This is a genomic window from Corynebacterium nasorum (assembly GCF_030229765.1).
Lineage (GTDB): Bacteria > Actinomycetota > Actinomycetes > Mycobacteriales > Mycobacteriaceae > Corynebacterium > Corynebacterium kefirresidentii.
Genome location: NZ_JASPGY010000007.1, coordinates 173,238 through 189,349, shown reverse-complemented (window position 1 = coordinate 189,349; position 16,112 = coordinate 173,238). Strand labels below are relative to the sequence as shown.

Annotated in this window: 17 protein-coding genes and 1 pseudogene; 8 read left to right on the top strand and 10 right to left on the bottom strand. The window is 53.9% G+C overall.

Going from position 1 to position 16,112, the window contains the following annotated elements; genetic code table 11:
• Positions 1 to 576, top strand: a pseudogene (locus QP904_RS08960) (hypothetical protein); the annotation flags it as partial.
• On the opposite strand, the gene QP904_RS08955 reads toward QP904_RS08960, so the two are convergent.
• The gene (locus QP904_RS08955; RefSeq protein WP_284835926.1) at positions 540 to 725 is read right to left on the bottom strand and encodes a hypothetical protein; all 186 of its coding nucleotides are present in this window, start codon (positions 723 to 725) and stop codon (positions 540 to 542) included. The pseudogene QP904_RS08960 and the gene QP904_RS08955 sit on opposite strands and share 37 nt — an antisense overlap.
• 481 nt (positions 726 to 1,206) lie before the next feature.
• Between QP904_RS08955 and QP904_RS08950 the strand changes: the two genes are divergently transcribed.
• Positions 1,207 to 1,782 carry a hypothetical protein gene (locus QP904_RS08950; protein WP_284835925.1) on the top strand — a complete coding sequence of 192 codons (576 nt, stop codon included), beginning with the start codon at positions 1,207 to 1,209 and terminating at the stop codon, positions 1,780 to 1,782.
• Positions 1,783 to 1,851: 69 nt separating this feature from the next.
• On the opposite strand, the gene QP904_RS08945 is transcribed toward QP904_RS08950, so the two are convergent.
• Genes QP904_RS08945 through QP904_RS08930 form a run of 4 tightly spaced genes read right to left on the bottom strand, consistent with a single transcriptional unit; the run spans position 1,852 to position 3,619 of the window.
• On the bottom strand, positions 1,852 to 2,070 hold the full coding sequence (locus QP904_RS08945) for a hypothetical protein (RefSeq protein WP_284835924.1): 219 nt from the start codon (positions 2,068 to 2,070) through the stop codon (positions 1,852 to 1,854).
• A gap of 15 nt (positions 2,071 to 2,085) precedes the next feature.
• Positions 2,086 to 2,472: a hypothetical protein gene (locus QP904_RS08940; RefSeq protein ID WP_284835923.1), complete on the bottom strand. Its 387-nt coding sequence runs from the start codon at positions 2,470 to 2,472 to the stop codon at positions 2,086 to 2,088.
• Positions 2,472 to 3,344, bottom strand: a complete 873-nt coding sequence (locus QP904_RS08935) for a BRO family protein (RefSeq protein ID WP_284835922.1) — start codon at positions 3,342 to 3,344, stop codon at positions 2,472 to 2,474. Before QP904_RS08935 ends, QP904_RS08940 begins: the two co-directional genes overlap by 1 nt.
• 29 nt (positions 3,345 to 3,373) lie before the next feature.
• Positions 3,374 to 3,619: a hypothetical protein gene (locus QP904_RS08930; protein WP_284835921.1), complete on the bottom strand. Its 246-nt coding sequence runs from the start codon at positions 3,617 to 3,619 to the stop codon at positions 3,374 to 3,376.
• A 186-nt stretch (positions 3,620 to 3,805) separates the two neighbouring features.
• On the opposite strand from QP904_RS08930, the gene QP904_RS08925 reads away from it, so the two are divergent.
• The 4 genes from QP904_RS08925 (at position 3,806) to QP904_RS08910 (ending at position 6,750) form a co-directional block, all read left to right on the top strand.
• Positions 3,806 to 4,306 (top strand): hypothetical protein, encoded by a 501-nt coding sequence (locus QP904_RS08925; RefSeq protein WP_284835920.1) that lies wholly within the window; start codon positions 3,806 to 3,808, stop codon positions 4,304 to 4,306.
• Positions 4,299 to 4,676, top strand: a complete 378-nt coding sequence (locus tag QP904_RS08920) for an ImmA/IrrE family metallo-endopeptidase (protein WP_284835919.1) — start codon at positions 4,299 to 4,301, stop codon at positions 4,674 to 4,676. Before QP904_RS08925 ends, QP904_RS08920 begins: the two co-directional genes overlap by 8 nt.
• Positions 4,676 to 5,518, top strand: coding sequence for a TM2 domain-containing protein (locus QP904_RS08915; protein ID WP_259825530.1), 843 nt, complete (start codon positions 4,676 to 4,678; stop codon positions 5,516 to 5,518). The genes QP904_RS08920 and QP904_RS08915 overlap by 1 nt, the downstream gene beginning before the upstream one ends.
• A gap of 278 nt (positions 5,519 to 5,796) precedes the next feature.
• Positions 5,797 to 6,750: a P63C domain-containing protein gene (locus QP904_RS08910; RefSeq protein ID WP_259825531.1), complete on the top strand. Its 954-nt coding sequence runs from the start codon at positions 5,797 to 5,799 to the stop codon at positions 6,748 to 6,750.
• Positions 6,751 to 7,395: 645 nt separating this feature from the next.
• On the opposite strand, the gene QP904_RS08905 is transcribed toward QP904_RS08910, so the two are convergent.
• Complete coding sequence (locus QP904_RS08905) at positions 7,396 to 7,944, bottom strand: CAP domain-containing protein (protein WP_259825532.1); 549 nt, start codon at positions 7,942 to 7,944, stop codon at positions 7,396 to 7,398.
• 466 nt (positions 7,945 to 8,410) lie between these two features.
• Here QP904_RS08905 and QP904_RS08900 point away from each other — a divergent pair, with 466 nt between their 5' ends.
• Complete coding sequence (locus QP904_RS08900) at positions 8,411 to 8,860, top strand: hypothetical protein (protein ID WP_259825533.1); 450 nt, start codon at positions 8,411 to 8,413, stop codon at positions 8,858 to 8,860.
• Positions 8,861 to 8,935: 75 nt separating this feature from the next.
• A complete protein-coding gene (locus tag QP904_RS08895) occupies positions 8,936 to 10,036 on the top strand; it encodes a site-specific integrase (RefSeq protein ID WP_259825534.1) in 1,101 nt (366 codons plus the stop codon).
• A 139-nt stretch (positions 10,037 to 10,175) separates the two neighbouring features.
• On the opposite strand, the gene QP904_RS08890 is transcribed toward QP904_RS08895, so the two are convergent.
• The 4 genes from QP904_RS08890 to QP904_RS08875 form a co-directional block, all read right to left on the bottom strand.
• Entirely contained in the window at positions 10,176 to 11,549 is a 1,374-nt protein-coding gene (locus QP904_RS08890; protein ID WP_284835918.1) for an NAD-dependent succinate-semialdehyde dehydrogenase, read from the bottom strand.
• A gap of 98 nt (positions 11,550 to 11,647) precedes the next feature.
• Entirely contained in the window at positions 11,648 to 12,853 is a 1,206-nt protein-coding gene (locus QP904_RS08885; protein ID WP_284835917.1) for an oxygenase MpaB family protein, read from the bottom strand.
• A 43-nt stretch (positions 12,854 to 12,896) separates the two neighbouring features.
• Positions 12,897 to 14,264 (bottom strand): oxygenase MpaB family protein, encoded by a 1,368-nt coding sequence (locus tag QP904_RS08880; protein WP_284835916.1) that lies wholly within the window; start codon positions 14,262 to 14,264, stop codon positions 12,897 to 12,899.
• A gap of 44 nt (positions 14,265 to 14,308) precedes the next feature.
• The gene (locus QP904_RS08875; RefSeq protein ID WP_284835915.1) at positions 14,309 to 15,676 is read right to left on the bottom strand and encodes an oxygenase MpaB family protein; all 1,368 of its coding nucleotides are present in this window, start codon (positions 15,674 to 15,676) and stop codon (positions 14,309 to 14,311) included.
• Positions 15,677 to 16,112 lie beyond the last annotated feature (436 nt).

The following is a 16,112-nucleotide window of genomic DNA, read 5'->3' as shown; positions in this document are numbered from 1 at the left end:
ATTTTGGGACCAGCACCCGCCGCAAGCAATAATAGAAATCAAGGCAAACGCCTAGGAACAAAACCCGGGGCACTTCAGGCAGCTCTTCTTGACTTTGTGATTCCGAAGTTTGAAGAAGGCTCTTCAGAAAAGTTCTCCAACTTCCTGGAAGTTCTTCTGCACCGGGTCTCAGCACTCGACGAATCACATCGATTTTTGCGTGAGCACTCGATTCGAATCATTCAGCATCTTCGGGGTTGTCTCGAAGATCTAGATCTTTACGGTGAATTCAAAATCATCGATGCTCTCCATGAATTGAAATACATCTTGGAAGCACTCGAAGAAGCGGCGGATGCCCCAGAAGACAAAAAGTTCTATCAAAAAGCGCAGGAAGGCGCTTGGGGATTCTTCAAGAAATCTACTGGTTCAGTGGTGCTTGCTGGCACTATCTTGGCTTCGTCTGCAGTTGAACAGGCAGGAGAAGATCTTTATGAATTGGTGAAAGAAGAATTGCCTGCGATTTCTTCAGGTACTAACGATTCCCCAGAAGCCAAAGATGGTCACGATGAAACATCGGGGTCGGTCTCTGAGGGGTAAGTTTTTCTTTCTATTTCCTGAAGTGCTTGGTCTATGGCTTTGCCGCTTGGCGTGCCGGAGAGAATATCGGTTTTAATTGCTGAAAGTACCCAGTTGACGCAGGCTGCTTCCATCAGGCTGAGGTCTTCGGGAACGTATTTATTTGCCATGGTTTCTCCTATCGTGTGCAGAGTATGAGGGTTGGGTGCAGGCGTGGGCTAGTGGCGGGGCCACCCACGCCTTCACTTACGGAGCCAGTAACACTCCACACCCAACCCAGTGCGCAGCCGGGGAGTTGCACCCCAGTGGTCTTCTGTAAGCACATTCCCTTTAGCCCCTGTAGTAGGTGTAAAAGAAAAGTGGTTTGTCTACTCTGCGCTACCTTTTATGTCGGCGCCGTTCGTTCCCTCCCACCACACAGGGCGGGGTTCCTGCATTACTGCCTGCTAGGGTCGTGGCAATCTAAGAAACATGCTCACCTAGCCCGTATCATCCGGCGCTCTTCACTAATTCAGTTCTCATACAACATTTCCGACCAACCCGAACCCCGTTAAGATTCAGTCACTGTGTCGAAACTTTGGGACATGCTGGTCCCCGTGCCCGCAGGGAGGCTTGCACTCCCCCGCCTGCTAGTCGGGCTAAACTCCACTTATGGATTGGAATCTTGTCGTCGCCACCGCCAGCCTTGGCTTCGCCCCACTCACTGTGTGGCTAGCCAAAAAGCAGGTTAACCTCGAAAAAGTTAAGGAAACCTCTTACTCGATAAACATCGAATTGCGGCAATCAGAATGCTTGGACCTATTCGTCAAGCACAACGGGATTTCTCCTCTCCACCGCTTTTCTGTCTGGGTAAAGAACGGCGAGAAACATCAACTACTGCATGAAAGTCCAAAATTTGAATCTGGAGACTTACTAGAGACTCTGAATCTTTCCCACTACCCTGATGAGGTTCTTGTGACATGGTTCGTTCCTCGTCGCTCAGGGAAAGGCCTTCAGGCTCAGGCTCTCCGGGTTCGTTACCGTTTGAACCAGAGGAACCGGGTGGAAGAGTGGAAGTACTACTGGTGGACACCGCTCCGGTTGGGAATCCGTCGCCGTCTAGGTAAAAGGTGGTCGAAGAAACTCGAGGAAACTCCGACAAAGGCACCGATTGGTTACTGGAAAGCTCGTCGTCCCTATGTCGAGCGTCCCGGCGACCGGCCAGGATGGCCGAACAAACAGAAATAACCAACACGGCCAAACCAGCAACAATAACCAGAGACACAATCCAAGCGACCGTCTTAACAGACATCTACATCACCGCCAGCGTGCTTTGCGAACGACTGCCTTCAGCCACCGCCTCAAGCGGCTATCACGCGCATTGTGTCCCTTATTCGTGATGTTGACGTGACTGTCCCCGGTAATCGCCATGAGTAGGTTGTCTACTTCTTGCGCGGTGTAGTCCTTCTCGCGAGAAATATTCACGGTTGCCCCTGGCCTGCCAGCGTCGGGGGTTTCCTTGCTTTTGTCGGTCATGCTGGTTCACCTCCTCTAAAAAAGCTCGTCGGCGGATTGAATGACCCCGGCTTGCTTAAGCACCGCGATAGCTTCGGACACGCCCACCGGCTGTTTAGCCTCGACGCGTTCCTGCCCATCTGCCGGCCATTCCACCGGGGCGGACCGCTGCACAATCGCGATGTACCCCATCGAATTGAGCAGGTCCACACGCGCCTTCGCAGATGACCGCGACTTATAGAACTTGTCGGTGTTCGGCTCGAAATACTTGTTAGTTCCGAATCGCTCGATGTAGTCAGCGTCAGCAGTCCAGCCGACCGGGCAGGTCCACACCCCGCCTTCTCCGCGCTCGTCAAAGGCTTCGTATCGTTCAAACTCTGGATATTCGACGATGTGTGCGCGGTAAAGAGTGTTTTCTCGCATTACTTTCCTTCTTTCGGGTTGAGTTCCTGGCCGTGCTCTGCGACGGCCTTAACAATCCATTTCCAGGCCACGTCCTGCCCCTTAGGGCTAATTAGTGGGCGGGTGTAGGCGTGGCCGTTGTCGGCAACTCCTTTTTCGTTCTTGCCCCACCCAGCGCGCACCGCGTCTCGTTTGACCTGACCGCTGTCTGCCCGCCCGGCGGCGATGTACATTCCCTTGCGGGCCAAGAGACGAAGCACGCTCTGCTGCTTAATGTCCAACCCTTGTAGGTCGCCCCACTGCTGGACCTCACGGGCAAAATTCTGCTTACCCTTCCACTCGGCAACCCCGGAATGGGCTTGTGCCTTAGCCACAGCCGGAGCCTGGGCCTCAATAGCACGAGCTCGCTTATTCGCAAGCTCACGCTGCTCACGCTCCTGCCGCTCAGCAAGCTCCTTAGCCTCCACGGTGGAGGCAAGCTCCCGCAAAGCCGACGCATAATCCTGCGGAAGAGCAGCGGCCGGGCGGGTCTCGGCCTCACGAGTCCTAATGGCGAAGTAGGACATCGCTGCGGCGATTTCCGGCTTGCGGGGGTCACCGTTCATTGCCACGAGGTAACAAGCAAAGCGTGCGAGTTCGTAATCCTTCTGCGGGCGGCCGCCGGACTTTTTACTAACGCCAGTAAAAAGGCTGTTCACATCGTGACCCTGCACCTCGGCGGCGAGCTTGGCGCGCTCGATAGCTTGGGCGAAGTTCTGCCACTTGTCCCCATACCCGAGCATGGGCATAAGGTCGCGGGCTGACCAGTATTCATGCCCATCAGCTGTGATATTCTTAATTGCGTCGAACGGCGAGGCTTTGCTCCCGTCGACTGGCACCAGATGATTGGGCATCGTGGGTGCCTCCTTTCATTTCTAGGGATTTACGCAGCGGTTTCTTCTACTTGGTCGAACCAGGCGCCGATGTAGTTTTTGTCGCCTTGTAGGGCGGATACTCGTAGTGCGAGTTCTGCGGTTACTTTTGCCCCGGCACGCAGCTTTGGAATGTCCGCTGTGCGAACGCCGATGAGCAGGGCTAGCTGTTCCTCGGTCTGCAGATTCCTAGAGCGCATGATTGCGTCCAGGGCTCCGGGGCGGAAGGTGAACCGGGGCGGTGCCATGACAGCCATGTAGTTACCTCCATGTAGTTTTGAAGTTTGTTGCCGGTGCCGTTCTGCGCCGGTGAAATACATGTTGCCATTCTGAATTACCTTCCGCAACTACCCCCAACCCGTCTACCCCTTATCGCTACCCCCGTCAGACCATTTAACCTGCACCTTTTGCGACGTTTACACATTGCAACTAGAGTTCAGATCATGAACTTTGAAACCTGGTTAACCGACTTAATCGGAGAAGACACCCGCGCTACTGCATCCAAAAAAGCTGACTACGCGCAGAGCACCATTTCCCGCCAACTCTCACGCGGGTATCTGCGTCCCGAAACGGTCATTGCCCTATGTCGCGCTTATGACCGCTCCCCCGTGTCTGGCCTCATAGAGACCGAATACATCAATGACTACGAACTCCAAGGGCCAGACGTAGAAGTTGCCCTCCATGAAGCCACCAATGAGCAGCTACTGGACGAAATCATGCGTCGTTCTGACCCGCAGGCGCGTTACCTGTTCGGCAACGAGGGGGACGAGGACACCGTTGGTCTAGCCCCGCATCTCACCCCCGTGTCCGGCCCGTCTGCTTCACTGCATGATGACGATGATGGCCTGGTCCAAGAATGGGATGATTCCGTACCGCACGCGGCGGATAGTAGCCCTGACGAGCAGGCCGAACGTGAGAAGCGAGGTGAGGATTTGATTGATTAACACTGATGCCCTCATTGATGTGGCGCAGCGGCGCGGGTATCGGGTGAGGTGGCATCGTGGCGGACCGAAAGCAGCATGGCTCCCCCACCGCAACACCATCACCCTGCGCGTAGGCATGGACGATGCCACCACACTGTGTTCCTTGGCCCACGAGCTAGGCCACGCACACTACGGTGACCCTCCCGGCCACCACGGCGCCCACGAAATACGCGCCGACAGGTTCGCCGCCCGACTCGTCATCAACTCCACCGACTACGCCACCACAGAGGCAATCTACGGACCACACCCCAACGTCCTAGCCCACGAACTAGGCGTCACAGTCAAAGTCCTAAAAACCTGGCAAACCCTACACGAAAGACAAGTAGCCTAATGACCCTCCTAAAAATTCTTGGCGAAGATTACACCCAAGAAGTCGACCGCGAAGGCTTATTCTTTTCCAACCTTCGTGAACTGGCCGAAGACAATTCAGCGGCCCCAGGGGAAGAGATTGAACTCGACCTTGAGCTACTGCCAGTTACTGATTACTACGGCATGGACAAAGCGATCATCGTCCGCGAATCAATCAATACTTTGGGCTGGCTGCCAGAGGAGGACATGGACTATTGGTGGCAGCTTGCCTGTGCTGTCCACGACGCCGGCGGCACCATCGAAGTACCCGGACGCGTATGGACTAGCCGCGATTGGGAGAAAGACTTCTACGCCTCGGTGCGCTTGGAAATGCCCACTATGGCAGAAGCAGAAGCAGCACTCGAAAAGGATGGTGTGGAACTCACAGCTGATAACCGGAGGGCATGGACCCATTTCAGTAACTACATAGAAGAGTATTGGGACCCACGCTGGGTGGAAGCTCATAGAATGCCTGCGGAAGACATTGAGCAAGAGGACACTAGCCCGTATGAGGGCTGGCAGAAATCATATGCGCAGCCCTCCCCTTACCCCTCGGAGCCACAGCAGAACTTCTACTACTCGGATTCCGGTCATTCACCGCAATACCTTCCGGGAAGGCAGATTAACCGGCTTCTTTTGTGGACAATTTGGTTTTTCTTCGGGCTGTTCGGTGGACACCGTTTCTTTCTAGGAAACATTGGGATTGGCCTACTGCAGCTGTTTACTGGTGGAGGTTTAGGAATCTGGTGGATTCTGGATGCGTTCGTTTTGCACCATCGAGTTCAGGCTCTTGAATCTGGTACAGAGCCGCGAATCACGTTCTAGAAAGTAGGAATGCTTAGCGCAGTAAAACTGGGGTGGCCCCGTGGAGCTGTGCTCGGACACGGGGCACCCTAGGCCCACGGGGCGTTGTGGTCCATCAGCAGTATGGGGCAAGACCGCGCCCAGCACTCGACAGATTATAAACCAATCCGCTAAAACGTGCATGCGAATGCTAAACCGTATGGTGATCAACATGGGCTGACGAACTGCGGCGATTAGATGAAATACCAGGTAGAAAGCGTGGCCAAGTTGCAACTAAAACTTCGTGATAAAATGCGATTATGGAACCGCATAGCGGAAAACTCCCAAAGCCAGACCCAAGAAAAGTAGCCGGCCAAAAAGCAGCCGACGCCCGATGGGGACGTCAAATACAACGAGCCACCCACCAGGGAACAATCGACATCGACGGAACCGAACTGTCCTGCTACGTACTAGAAGATGGTCGGCGAATCATTAGCCAAGCCTCCATCTTCACAACACTTGGACGCCCCGCCCGCGGTCGGCGCACCAGCCGAGAAAACCGAGCCCCTTTCATTGAAGCCAAGAACCTCGCCCCCTTCATTGGTCCCGAACTCGAGGAAATACTCCAACGAGTCGACTACCGAGTCGGGGACAAGAAGCAGATACTAAACGGCTACGATGCAGAAATCCTTCCTCGGGTATGCAATGTCTACCTCGACGCCGAAGAAGCCGGAGTTCTGCTTCCCAGCCAGAAACCGGCAGCTGAAGCAGCCCGAAAAGTCATTAAAGCTCTCGCTCTCGTTGGAATTACGGCGCTCGTTGATGAGGCCACGGGATACCAAGAAACGAGGGCGAAGGATGAACTGCAACGACTACTCGACGCCTATATTGCAGAAGAGTTCCAGCCATGGGTGCGCCGCTTCCCTGAAGCATTCTTCCGCGAAATCTACCGCCTACAAGGATGGAAGTTTGTCCCAGGAAACCACCATCATCCACAGTACGTTGGGCGCTTCATCAACAAATACATCTACGAGCACATGCCGGAAGGAGTCCTCGAGAAACTACGTGATTTAAACCCCAAGAATGAACAAGGCAACCGCGCAAGAAAGCATCACCAGCATCTCACTGAGGACACCGGAGTCGCGCACCTAGAGCGTCAGGTAGCAAAGGTTATAACCATCATGGAGATTTCTGAGGACAAGGTTCAGTTCGACGCTCTATTCAATAAGGCAATGAGCAGGAGCAAACCAGTTCAAGAAATGCTCGAATTTTGAAAAAGAATCCGCCCTTGGTGCTTGTTATGTGGAAGTGCAGCACCAAGGGCGGGGAATCAGACCATGAATGTGGCGCCAGAAAGCCGCAATTGGCCCCTAATGAACTTAAAGCCCGCCCGGGATAGAAGAAAAGGCCACCAGGCACATAACTACAAGGATGAAATAAGAGCTTGGTGGCCTTCTCCCAGAGAACCCATCACATACAACACAGGCGAAATGCGATGGGAGACCAGGGAATGAGTAACCCTGGAAGTCAACCAGAACAAATCAACTGGCTGACAAGACCTACCCTAATATTAAGAATCTAATAATTCTACGCCTGAGACTGTGGCATTCACCTCACGCCATAAAAGAAAGGCCACCAGGTTACAGCGTTCCCTACAAACGCCGCCCGAAAAAGCCTAGTGACCTTTCAAAAGACCAGCAGTCCACATCATTCATTCTTTGTTCATTCCCTCAAAGGAGACTCCACAAAAATGAACTGCCGGCACCCGGATTCAACGAGCAAAACCGAGTGAACCTGAGTTTAGTACAAGCTTTTGCTTAATGTCTACAAAGAAGAAGAGGCGTCACCTTTTACTGCAAATGCGACGCGGTTGTTAGTGACGCCTTTATCAGCTTCGAAGCCTGAAGCCTGATTTTGGTTTATCGTCCGAAGTTCTGGACTGCGAAGAGTTTTCCGTCTTTATCCTTGGCAACTCCTATGCCAACAGATTTTGCGTCGGGGTCAAGAAGGATTTTCCGGTGCCCTGGAGAATCGGCCCACAATTTAACTAGCTGAGCGTTGGAATAGTCGTCCCATGCTTGGAGTACGTTTTCTCCGCCCGCCGGGATGCTAGAGGGATAGTATTCCCAGTGATTGGGGCGGTGTTGTAGTTCGCCATCTTGGGCTAGGTGGTTTGCCCAGTCTTGGGATAGGTGGTTGAGGGCTGGACTTTTGCGTACCGGCTTGCGGCCGTTGACTACGCGTACGCCGTTGGTGTAGATGTAGATGGATTCTGCCCGTACAGTGTTTGGTTCTATGCTGGCGACTTTGCTGGAGGCCTGGGAAGAAAGGCCGTTAGCGGACCCGGTGTCGCTGCTGAGGTCAGCAGATGCGGTTTGGGCTTGTGCTGGTGCTGCGATACCCCCTGCAATGAGGGCTACTGTAACCGCGATGGGGGTGGCAAATTTTGCTGGTTTAGGGATGAGCATTGTGTGCCTTTCTGAGAGAGCGAATGTTGGGGATGGTTTTCATTCTCCCTCGCTACCCAGGATAGGCACTTTCCTATCATTGTCCACCTGTGAGAAGCTTTCTCATAATACTTATCATATAAATATTGTTTGATCTGTGAATTTTCAGCTTTTTCTTAGTTAAGAAGCGATGTGCGCCACAATAGGAGATTTCTGCCCGCCGCATTCACCCCCGAAATTACCCCCACCCCAAAAAATAAAAATTTCCACGGCACATACATCTAGGGGGCCGAGCTTTCACTTCGTCGAGCAAGAACACCAACATCATCCGCCCCAGTCAATGGCACCCCGCTAACACCATGGACAATCAAAAGTCATCCCAGACCCTGTGCATTCCAACACAAAAACCTGACTTTTTCTTTAATGCGGACTAATATACCGTTCTGCCCGTAAAGAAATCCCTCAAGAATTCACCCAAGGAGACATCATGCTACGTAAGGCAACCATCGGCCTAACCACCCTCGCAATCACCACTACCACCGCCATCGCACCAGCAATGGCAGACGACACCATCACCTCCGAAACCGTCCCAGCAGACGCCATCGCCACCACCGAGACCGCCCCAGAGCAGGAGGCTGCCCCAGAGCAGGAGGCTGCCCCAGAGCAGGAGACCAATTCCTCCAAACTCAACAAGGACGACATCCACAACAAGCTCGAGGAACTCTCCAGCAAGCACCAGGAAAACAAGCAGGACCTGGACGCAAAACATGCCGAGCACAAGAAGAACTTCGAAGCCAAGGTCGACCAGCTCTCCAGCAAGACCGAAGACTTCAACGCGAAGGTCGACAAGTTCATCAAGAACATCGACTTTGACAAAATTCAGGACGCACTGAAGGTTGTCGAAAAAATCATCATCATCGCGGGCAAGCTCGCTTAACTAAAAACAAACTCCACCAGTGCTCTGAGCGTTACTACAACGCCCAGAGCATTTTTCTATCCCCACCCCAACACAATGTCTTCCATCAAATCCTACAAAACCAACAAGGGAAAAGCCTGGCGCGTCCAATACCGCTCCCCCGATGGCAAATCACGCACAAAGCGTGGATTCCGCACTAAGAATGAGGCCCAAGCCTGGGCTGACAAAAACGCCGCCAGCATTCATGACCAAGACTGGATTGACCCCAACGCCGGCAAAGTCACCATCAACGAAATGTCTAGGCCGTGGCAAGCGAACCTGACGCACCTAAAACCCAAAACCCAGCACGACATGCTGGCAGTATGGCGTAACCACGTAGAGCCCAAATGGGGCAGGCGGAAGATGGCCAGCATTAAGCCCTCGGAGGTACAGGCATGGGTATCCTCTCTGGATAGGTCAGCATCCTTGGTGCGGCAGGCCCATGCGGTACTCGCTCAGATTCTAGACCTGGCGGTCATGGACAAAGCTATTCGTGAAAACCCCGCGCGAGGTGTGAAACTTCCACGTAAAAAAGCGGCCAGGAAGGTGTATCTGACGGCGGAGCAGCTCGGCCAACTAGTAGACGAGTGCACCCGATATAAGGAATTGGTGTGGCTTTTGGGCACCGTAGGCTTGCGGTGGGGTGAAGCAGCGGCGCTTAGGGTGCGGGATGTGAATGTGCTGCGGAATCGTATCAACGTCGAGCGTAACGCCGTCGCTGTAGGCAGCGAGGTAGTTATTGGCACGCCTAAAACGCATGAGGTACGCGAAGTGGCTGTACCGGCATCGGTGATGCGGATGCTTATACCGGTAATGGAAGGTAAAGGTCCGGATGATTTGTTATGGCCGCGTCGTGATGGCATGCCGATGAGGCCTCCGACGCATGGCAAGTGGTACTACAACGCGTTGGACCGTTGCATGGCGAAGTATGAGGATTTCCCACGGGTGACACCACATGGGCTTCGGCATGTGGCCGCCGGGTTGATGGTGTCGGCGGGGGCGAATGTGAAAGTTATTCAGCGTGAGCTCGGCCATTCTTCGGCGGCGATGACGCTTGATGTTTATGCGGATCTTTTCGATGAGGATTTGGAGGCGGTGAGTAGTGCTGTGGATGAAAAAATTTCAGATGTCGTCAATTTGTCGTCAAATAGGGCTTAAAAAGGGTGTTTATGCAGGTTAAATAGGGTGTAGGTCACTGGTTCGAGCCCAGTTGGAGGAGCAAAAATCCCGCTTAGCAAAGCTAAGCGGGAACTTTTGTATTCAGCCCTATTACCTCTGGGCTAGAACGGCTTGTGGCCTAGTCGTTGATGTACAGATACTGCTTATTTACGAACTCATCTAGGGCAAAGACAGAAAGTTCGCGGCCATAGCCGGAATTCTTGATTCCGCCGAAAGGCAGCACTGGGGAGAAGTACTGTCCCAGGTTTACGTGAATCATGCCGGTATCGATCTGGTCAGCCACGTTGGTGGCACGCTCGGTGTCCTCAGAGAAGACGGCGCCGCCCAGACCGTAGTTGGAGTTATTGGCTAGCTCCACTGCTTCCTTTTCGGAAGAGACCTTATAGATTTCGGCCACAGGGCCGAAGAACTCCTCATAGTAGGATTCGGAGCCTACGGGGACGTCGGTAAGCACGGTTGGCGTGTAATAGGCCGCGGTTTCATGCAGCTCGCCACCGGTACGGATGGTGGCGCCATTGTCCACGGCGCGCTGGACCTGCTTGTCTAGGTTCTCTGCGGCGCTGCGCGAGGACATTGGGTAGTACTGGTTATCCGCTGGGCTGGAAGGATCACCTTGTGCCATTCCCTCGGCGATGCGCACCATTTCATCAACAAACTCGTCGTAGATATCCTCCATGACGATGATGCGCTTATTGGAGGTGCAGGCCTGGCCGACGTTCTCGATGCGCTTGACCCAGGCTTCCTCAGCCGCCTTAGTGATATCGGCGGCATCGAGAATAATATACGGATCAGTGCCGCCGAGCTCCAGCACAGCCTTCTTAAGGTTGCGGCCGGCGATTTCCGCAATGGCGGCGCCGGCACGCTCAGAACCAGTGAGAGAAACACCCTGGACGCGCGGATCAGCAATAACGTCCGCAATCTGGTCATGATCGGCATATATATTGATGTACACGCCCTCGGGCAGGCCCGCCTCGCGGAAGATCTCCTCGATAGCAGCGGCGGACTTCGGGGTAATTTCGGCATGCTTTAGCAAAATGCAATTGCCATTCATCAAGTTCGGTCCGGCAAAGCGTGCGACCTGGTAGATGGGGTAGTTCCACGGCATGATACCCAGGAGAGAGCCAACGGGAAGGCGGCGAACCACGGCCTTTCCGCCGGGTACATCGACTGGCTTGTCTTTATTGTGCTCTGCCGCATTATCCGCATAGAACTGCAGGATATCGCCGGAGAAGTTGATCTCCCACTCCCCTTCCGGGGTGGCCTTGCCCATTTCTTGGGCCTCAATCTTGGCTAGTTCGCCCTTACGCTCCTTAAAGAGCTCAGCAGCACGGGAGACAATCTTGGCGCGCTCGTCAATTGGGGTCTTACGCCAGGTTTGAAAGGCCTCGTGAGACTTGGCTAGTGCATCCTGAATCTGCTCGTCGGTAAAGGTATCGAAGGTTTCTACCACTTCATTTGTGGCGGGGTTGGTAACTGCGTAGCCCTTAGACATCGGGACTTCCTTCCTATGGGGTGTTGATATTGATGTACATCGCGCAGGCATTGTGCCTGTCACAACAGTACGCGACTTTTGTTAGCCATGTCACCGATTTAAGCGCCGACGGCCATCGAGCCGTCCTTCATTTTCACGCCCTCATCCTGCTTCATGTAGGTGGCATCACGGGTAAGCATCTGGCGGACCATGTCCTCATTCTTCTGGATTTCCGCCTCGAGGGCTTCCTTGTCTTGGCGCAGCAGGTCAAAACGTTCTTGCACTAGTGGGGCTTCCATCTCCAAGATGGGCTGCATCACGGACTGCGCCACGCCACAGGCATCAGCCACCTCATCGCCGTGGATGATGCGCACGTGCGCAGCGGTCCAATCTGCAAGCGTGTTTTCTGGGAAGCCGGTGAGTTCCTTAGCATTAACAACGAAGCCGGACATCAGGGCATCGACAAGCTGGCGGGCAGCCTCATTAATTTCGCCGTCGACCGCATGGATGGCATCCATGGTCTCCTGCGAGGCCTCTATACCATCTTCACCGTGGAAGAGATCGGAACGGATACCCAACATGCGGCCGACTATCTTCCACAGATAGAACACGTCCTTTTCTTCTTCTGCGGTGAGTTGCCAGCCCATACGACGCAGCCCGGCATATGGGATATACGTGAAGTCGAACCAGGTGCGCAGCATGTCGAATTCACTAATCGGCGCACCATAGTCGGAATAGTCCAAGCCCTTGCGGTTATGTACGCGGCGCACATGAGCGTGAATCGCGCGCACCATGCCTGTATGAATAAAGCCTTCCCCTCCTGGTTGCAAAGCATCCGGCAGGTAGAGCGAATAGGTCCAGTTTGTGGTGTAGGCAAGGCGCTTGACGGCACCGTCAGTAAGCTCGCCGGTGTTAACCAAAAGGTCAGCGATGGCCGGGGTAGCATACGTATGTACCAAGGAACCAGGGCCCAATGCCAGACCGTGGCTCAACGGCGGGATGGACAGGTAGGTGCGGCGACCGCGCTCAAGCTTTTCCGCGTCTAGACCCGCAAGTGCCTTGGTCATATCCTCAATCAATGCCGCTACCTCCGGCAGGGTATTGTCATCGGCGGTGCCGCGAGCTAAGGCCTCGCGCAGGTTGGGCATGATTTCCTTAACCGTATGACCGCTGGTGAATAGAGCGTCTGCCACGGGATCCATAGCCCAGAAGGCCTCTTGGTAGCGGTCTGCGCGCTGCGTGCCATACTTGGCCACAAATTCTTCGCGGCTACCGCGGCCGGCCGGCCATTCATTTACGGCGCTCAACGGTGCTGGTGCATTCATTGTGGTTTCTCCTTATAGTCTGGTGAGAGTTGGTGAAGTCGGTTTAGCTGCGGGCTTCTTTCGAGTCATCGTGCAAGGTGTAATCGGACTTGGTATCTGGTTCGTTCTTAGCGATGTAGTCTTTGATCACCTCCGTCACCGCAGTCCAAGGGGGTTTGCCATTATTGGCACGCTTTATCCTGGCCCTTTTCGCACCTGGCAGCTTGTCCCGAACTCGGGCCGCACGAGCTTCCGCTTTAGCGGCCGCCTTGAAGAGGATGGCCCAAGGCCTAAAGTTGATCTTTTCCCAGCGTGTGCCCTGCACCATAAACTTGGTGTCTTTCTCGCCGCAGATGGTAGATAGTGCGCCAAGGGCAACGTGTGGCACGAGGGGGTTGAGGCTTTCTAGGATGGACATCAGCGCGGTAGCCACACGCTCGTGGTAAGCAGAGGAATATCCGCCATTGCCATAGATGTAATCAGTCATCTTGCGCATTTCATCGCCAGTTTTAGGGATAAGGCGCTCCTCCGCTCCCATCATGTAGAGGATGTATCCCCAATACTGAGCCACGTCATCCCACTCCTGGCCGCTATGCGGACGGCCAAAGAACTCGTCGATTGCAAGCGGCATCATGCCAAACCAGCCTTCTCCAGAGACGAGGAAACTGGAGCCGATTGGACGCCCGAATTCGTTATAGTGCTCCGGACCCCACATCTTTTCCAATCCGCGGTTTGCCTGGGCATGGAGCAAACGCACGCGAACCGCCGCCTTGCGCCCCTCACCAAAGCGCTCGAAAACGTTCTTCTTTCCTAGATCCACAAAGAACTGTGCAGTCTCAATAGACCGTTGCATGGCTTGAAACTCAAACATTCCGGTCTCGCCTGTGGCCGCTGAGGTGCGATCCTCCAACGTAGTTGCCCAATAAGCAAAGGCGATAGCAAGAATCTCTGAGGTGCGGGTGACGTTGTAATAGGCTACGCGCCCGCGTTCGGCGGCCTCGAGATCTAGCCAACTTGGGATCCGATCTACTTCTTGGAAAAACTCCACCAACTCAGGGGCAGGTTCACGCACAGTATCGATGCCCTGATTTAGCGCCTGCTCGAATTTCTTCCGCGATTCCTTCGCACCATCGCGACGGAAGGCTTGAGCGAGCTTCTCACCCGTCTCATCGGTTTGCCACATGTGGTCATCTAAAAGGCGGATTTGCGCAGTACCGTAGCCCTCCCAAGAATCTTCCACTGAGTGCCAAGAATCAAAAATATTATGGCGCAGCACGGACCAGCTCGGGGTGGGGGTGCGCCGCTTAGGTGCCGGGCGCAGCGGCATTCCATCGCGGTAAAAATAGCGGAAATCCTCATAAGGATTATCGGACATCGGCAAAATCTCTGGCTGTGTGACTTCGCTCGCCAAGAGCTTGGTGGGGGTTGACATTCCAGTCACTTCACTTTCTAATCTTTAAATCGGTGGCGCGGGATCTAGCGCTTTGCTTCTTTCGAATCGTCGTGCAAAGTCCAGACCACCTTGACGTCGGGCTCGTTATTTTTGATGTATTCCTGCACTTCTTCCAAGGCGTTTGACCACGGCGGGCGACCTTGAGTAGCTTTCTGCTTCTTATAGGCTTCAGCGTCTGGTCGTTGGTCCGCTTCGCGGGCTTCTTCAGCCTCTTTACGGGCCTTTTCCTCAAAATCCTTCGCAGCCTGGCTAAAGTCCAATTCGGCCCAACGGGTCCCCTCCACCATGAACTTGGTATCTTCAGGGCCAACCAACGTGGCCAACGAGCCCAGCATTTCTAGCGGCAGATTGGGATCCATTTGTTCCACAATGGACATCAGCGCAGTGGCAACACGCTGGTGATACGCGGAAGACCGCCCACCATTTGCGTAAATGAAGTCAGTCATTTTGCGCATCTCATCACCATTTTTTGGAATGAGACGGTGCTCTGCACCCATCATGTGCAAGACATAAGCCCAGTACTGAGCTACGTCATCCCAGTCTTGTCCAGAGTGAGGACGACCGAATATCTCGTCAATGGCTAGTGGCATGAGCGCAAACCAGCCCTCACCCGAAACGAGGAAGCTCGAGCCAATCGGCCGTCCGAACTCGTTGTAGTGTTCTGGGCCCCATAGCTTTTCCAGTCCCCTATTAGCCTGTGCATGCAAAAGGCGAACGTGCACTGCCGCTTTGCGGCCTTCCCCAAAGCGATCAAAGACATCCTGTTTGCCCAAATCAACAAAGAACTTGGAAGTCTCTAGCGCGCGCTGCATCGCTTTGAATTCGAACATGCCGGTCTCACCCGTGGCCGCAGAGGTGCGATCCTCCATGGTGGTAGCCCAATAACCAAAATTGAAGGTGAGCAAATCTGCGCTTGGCGTGGCATTGTAATAAGCTACGCGCCCCCGCTCAGCGGCCTCCAGATCAATCCACTCGGGAATAGTATCTACCTGCTCAAAGAACGCAACGAGTTCTGAGGACGGTTCTTCGACGGTTTCGATGCCCTTATTTAGAGCTTGCTCAAAGTCGGCCCGAGCTTTCTTTGCGCCATCGCGACGGAAGGATTCAGCCAAAGCGGCGCCTTGTTCATCCGTTTGCCACATATGGTCATCTAGGAGTCGTGTTTGGGGTGTGTCATACCCGGCCCAGTCATCGTGGACAGTGTGCCACTTGTCAAAAATATTGTGGCGAAGCGTGGACCACCCCGGTTTGTCTACGCGCCGCTTAGGCGCCGGGCGTAGCGGCATTCCATCGCGGTAAAAATAGCGGAAATCCTCATAAGGATTATCGGACATCGGCAAAATCTCTGGCTGCGTGGTTTCGCTCGCCAAGGGCTTGGTGGGGGTTGACATTGCAGTGACTCCCTTTCTTCACTCAAGTGTGAGACCACACACTGTTGAACAATATGTGCTCTATGTCACCTTTAATACGTAGTGGTCATCGTATAGAGAGTCAGATTGCACCGCAATGGAATTCGCGGAGGTTTACCCATTTTGCTCTGCTTTAAACTTTCAACAGTGGACAGAAGGGCTTGAATTACACCCCCTACCATGAGAAATAAGACAGAAGGATGCGCCAGGAAATCTTTTAATTTGAAGCCTTCACCCACCCATGTGGGTGTATCGAATGCGCTTAACTGGCCCAGTGTTACTACATGAGTGACATAGAACTCAGTTAGTGGCTACTATGTCCTCAATTACTTTAAAAGCTGAATGGCGTGAAGTGGTGCCGCGAGATGCGAATGGGCCGCACAGCGTTAGAACGCTTCACAGGCTTCCCTCGCTCCGC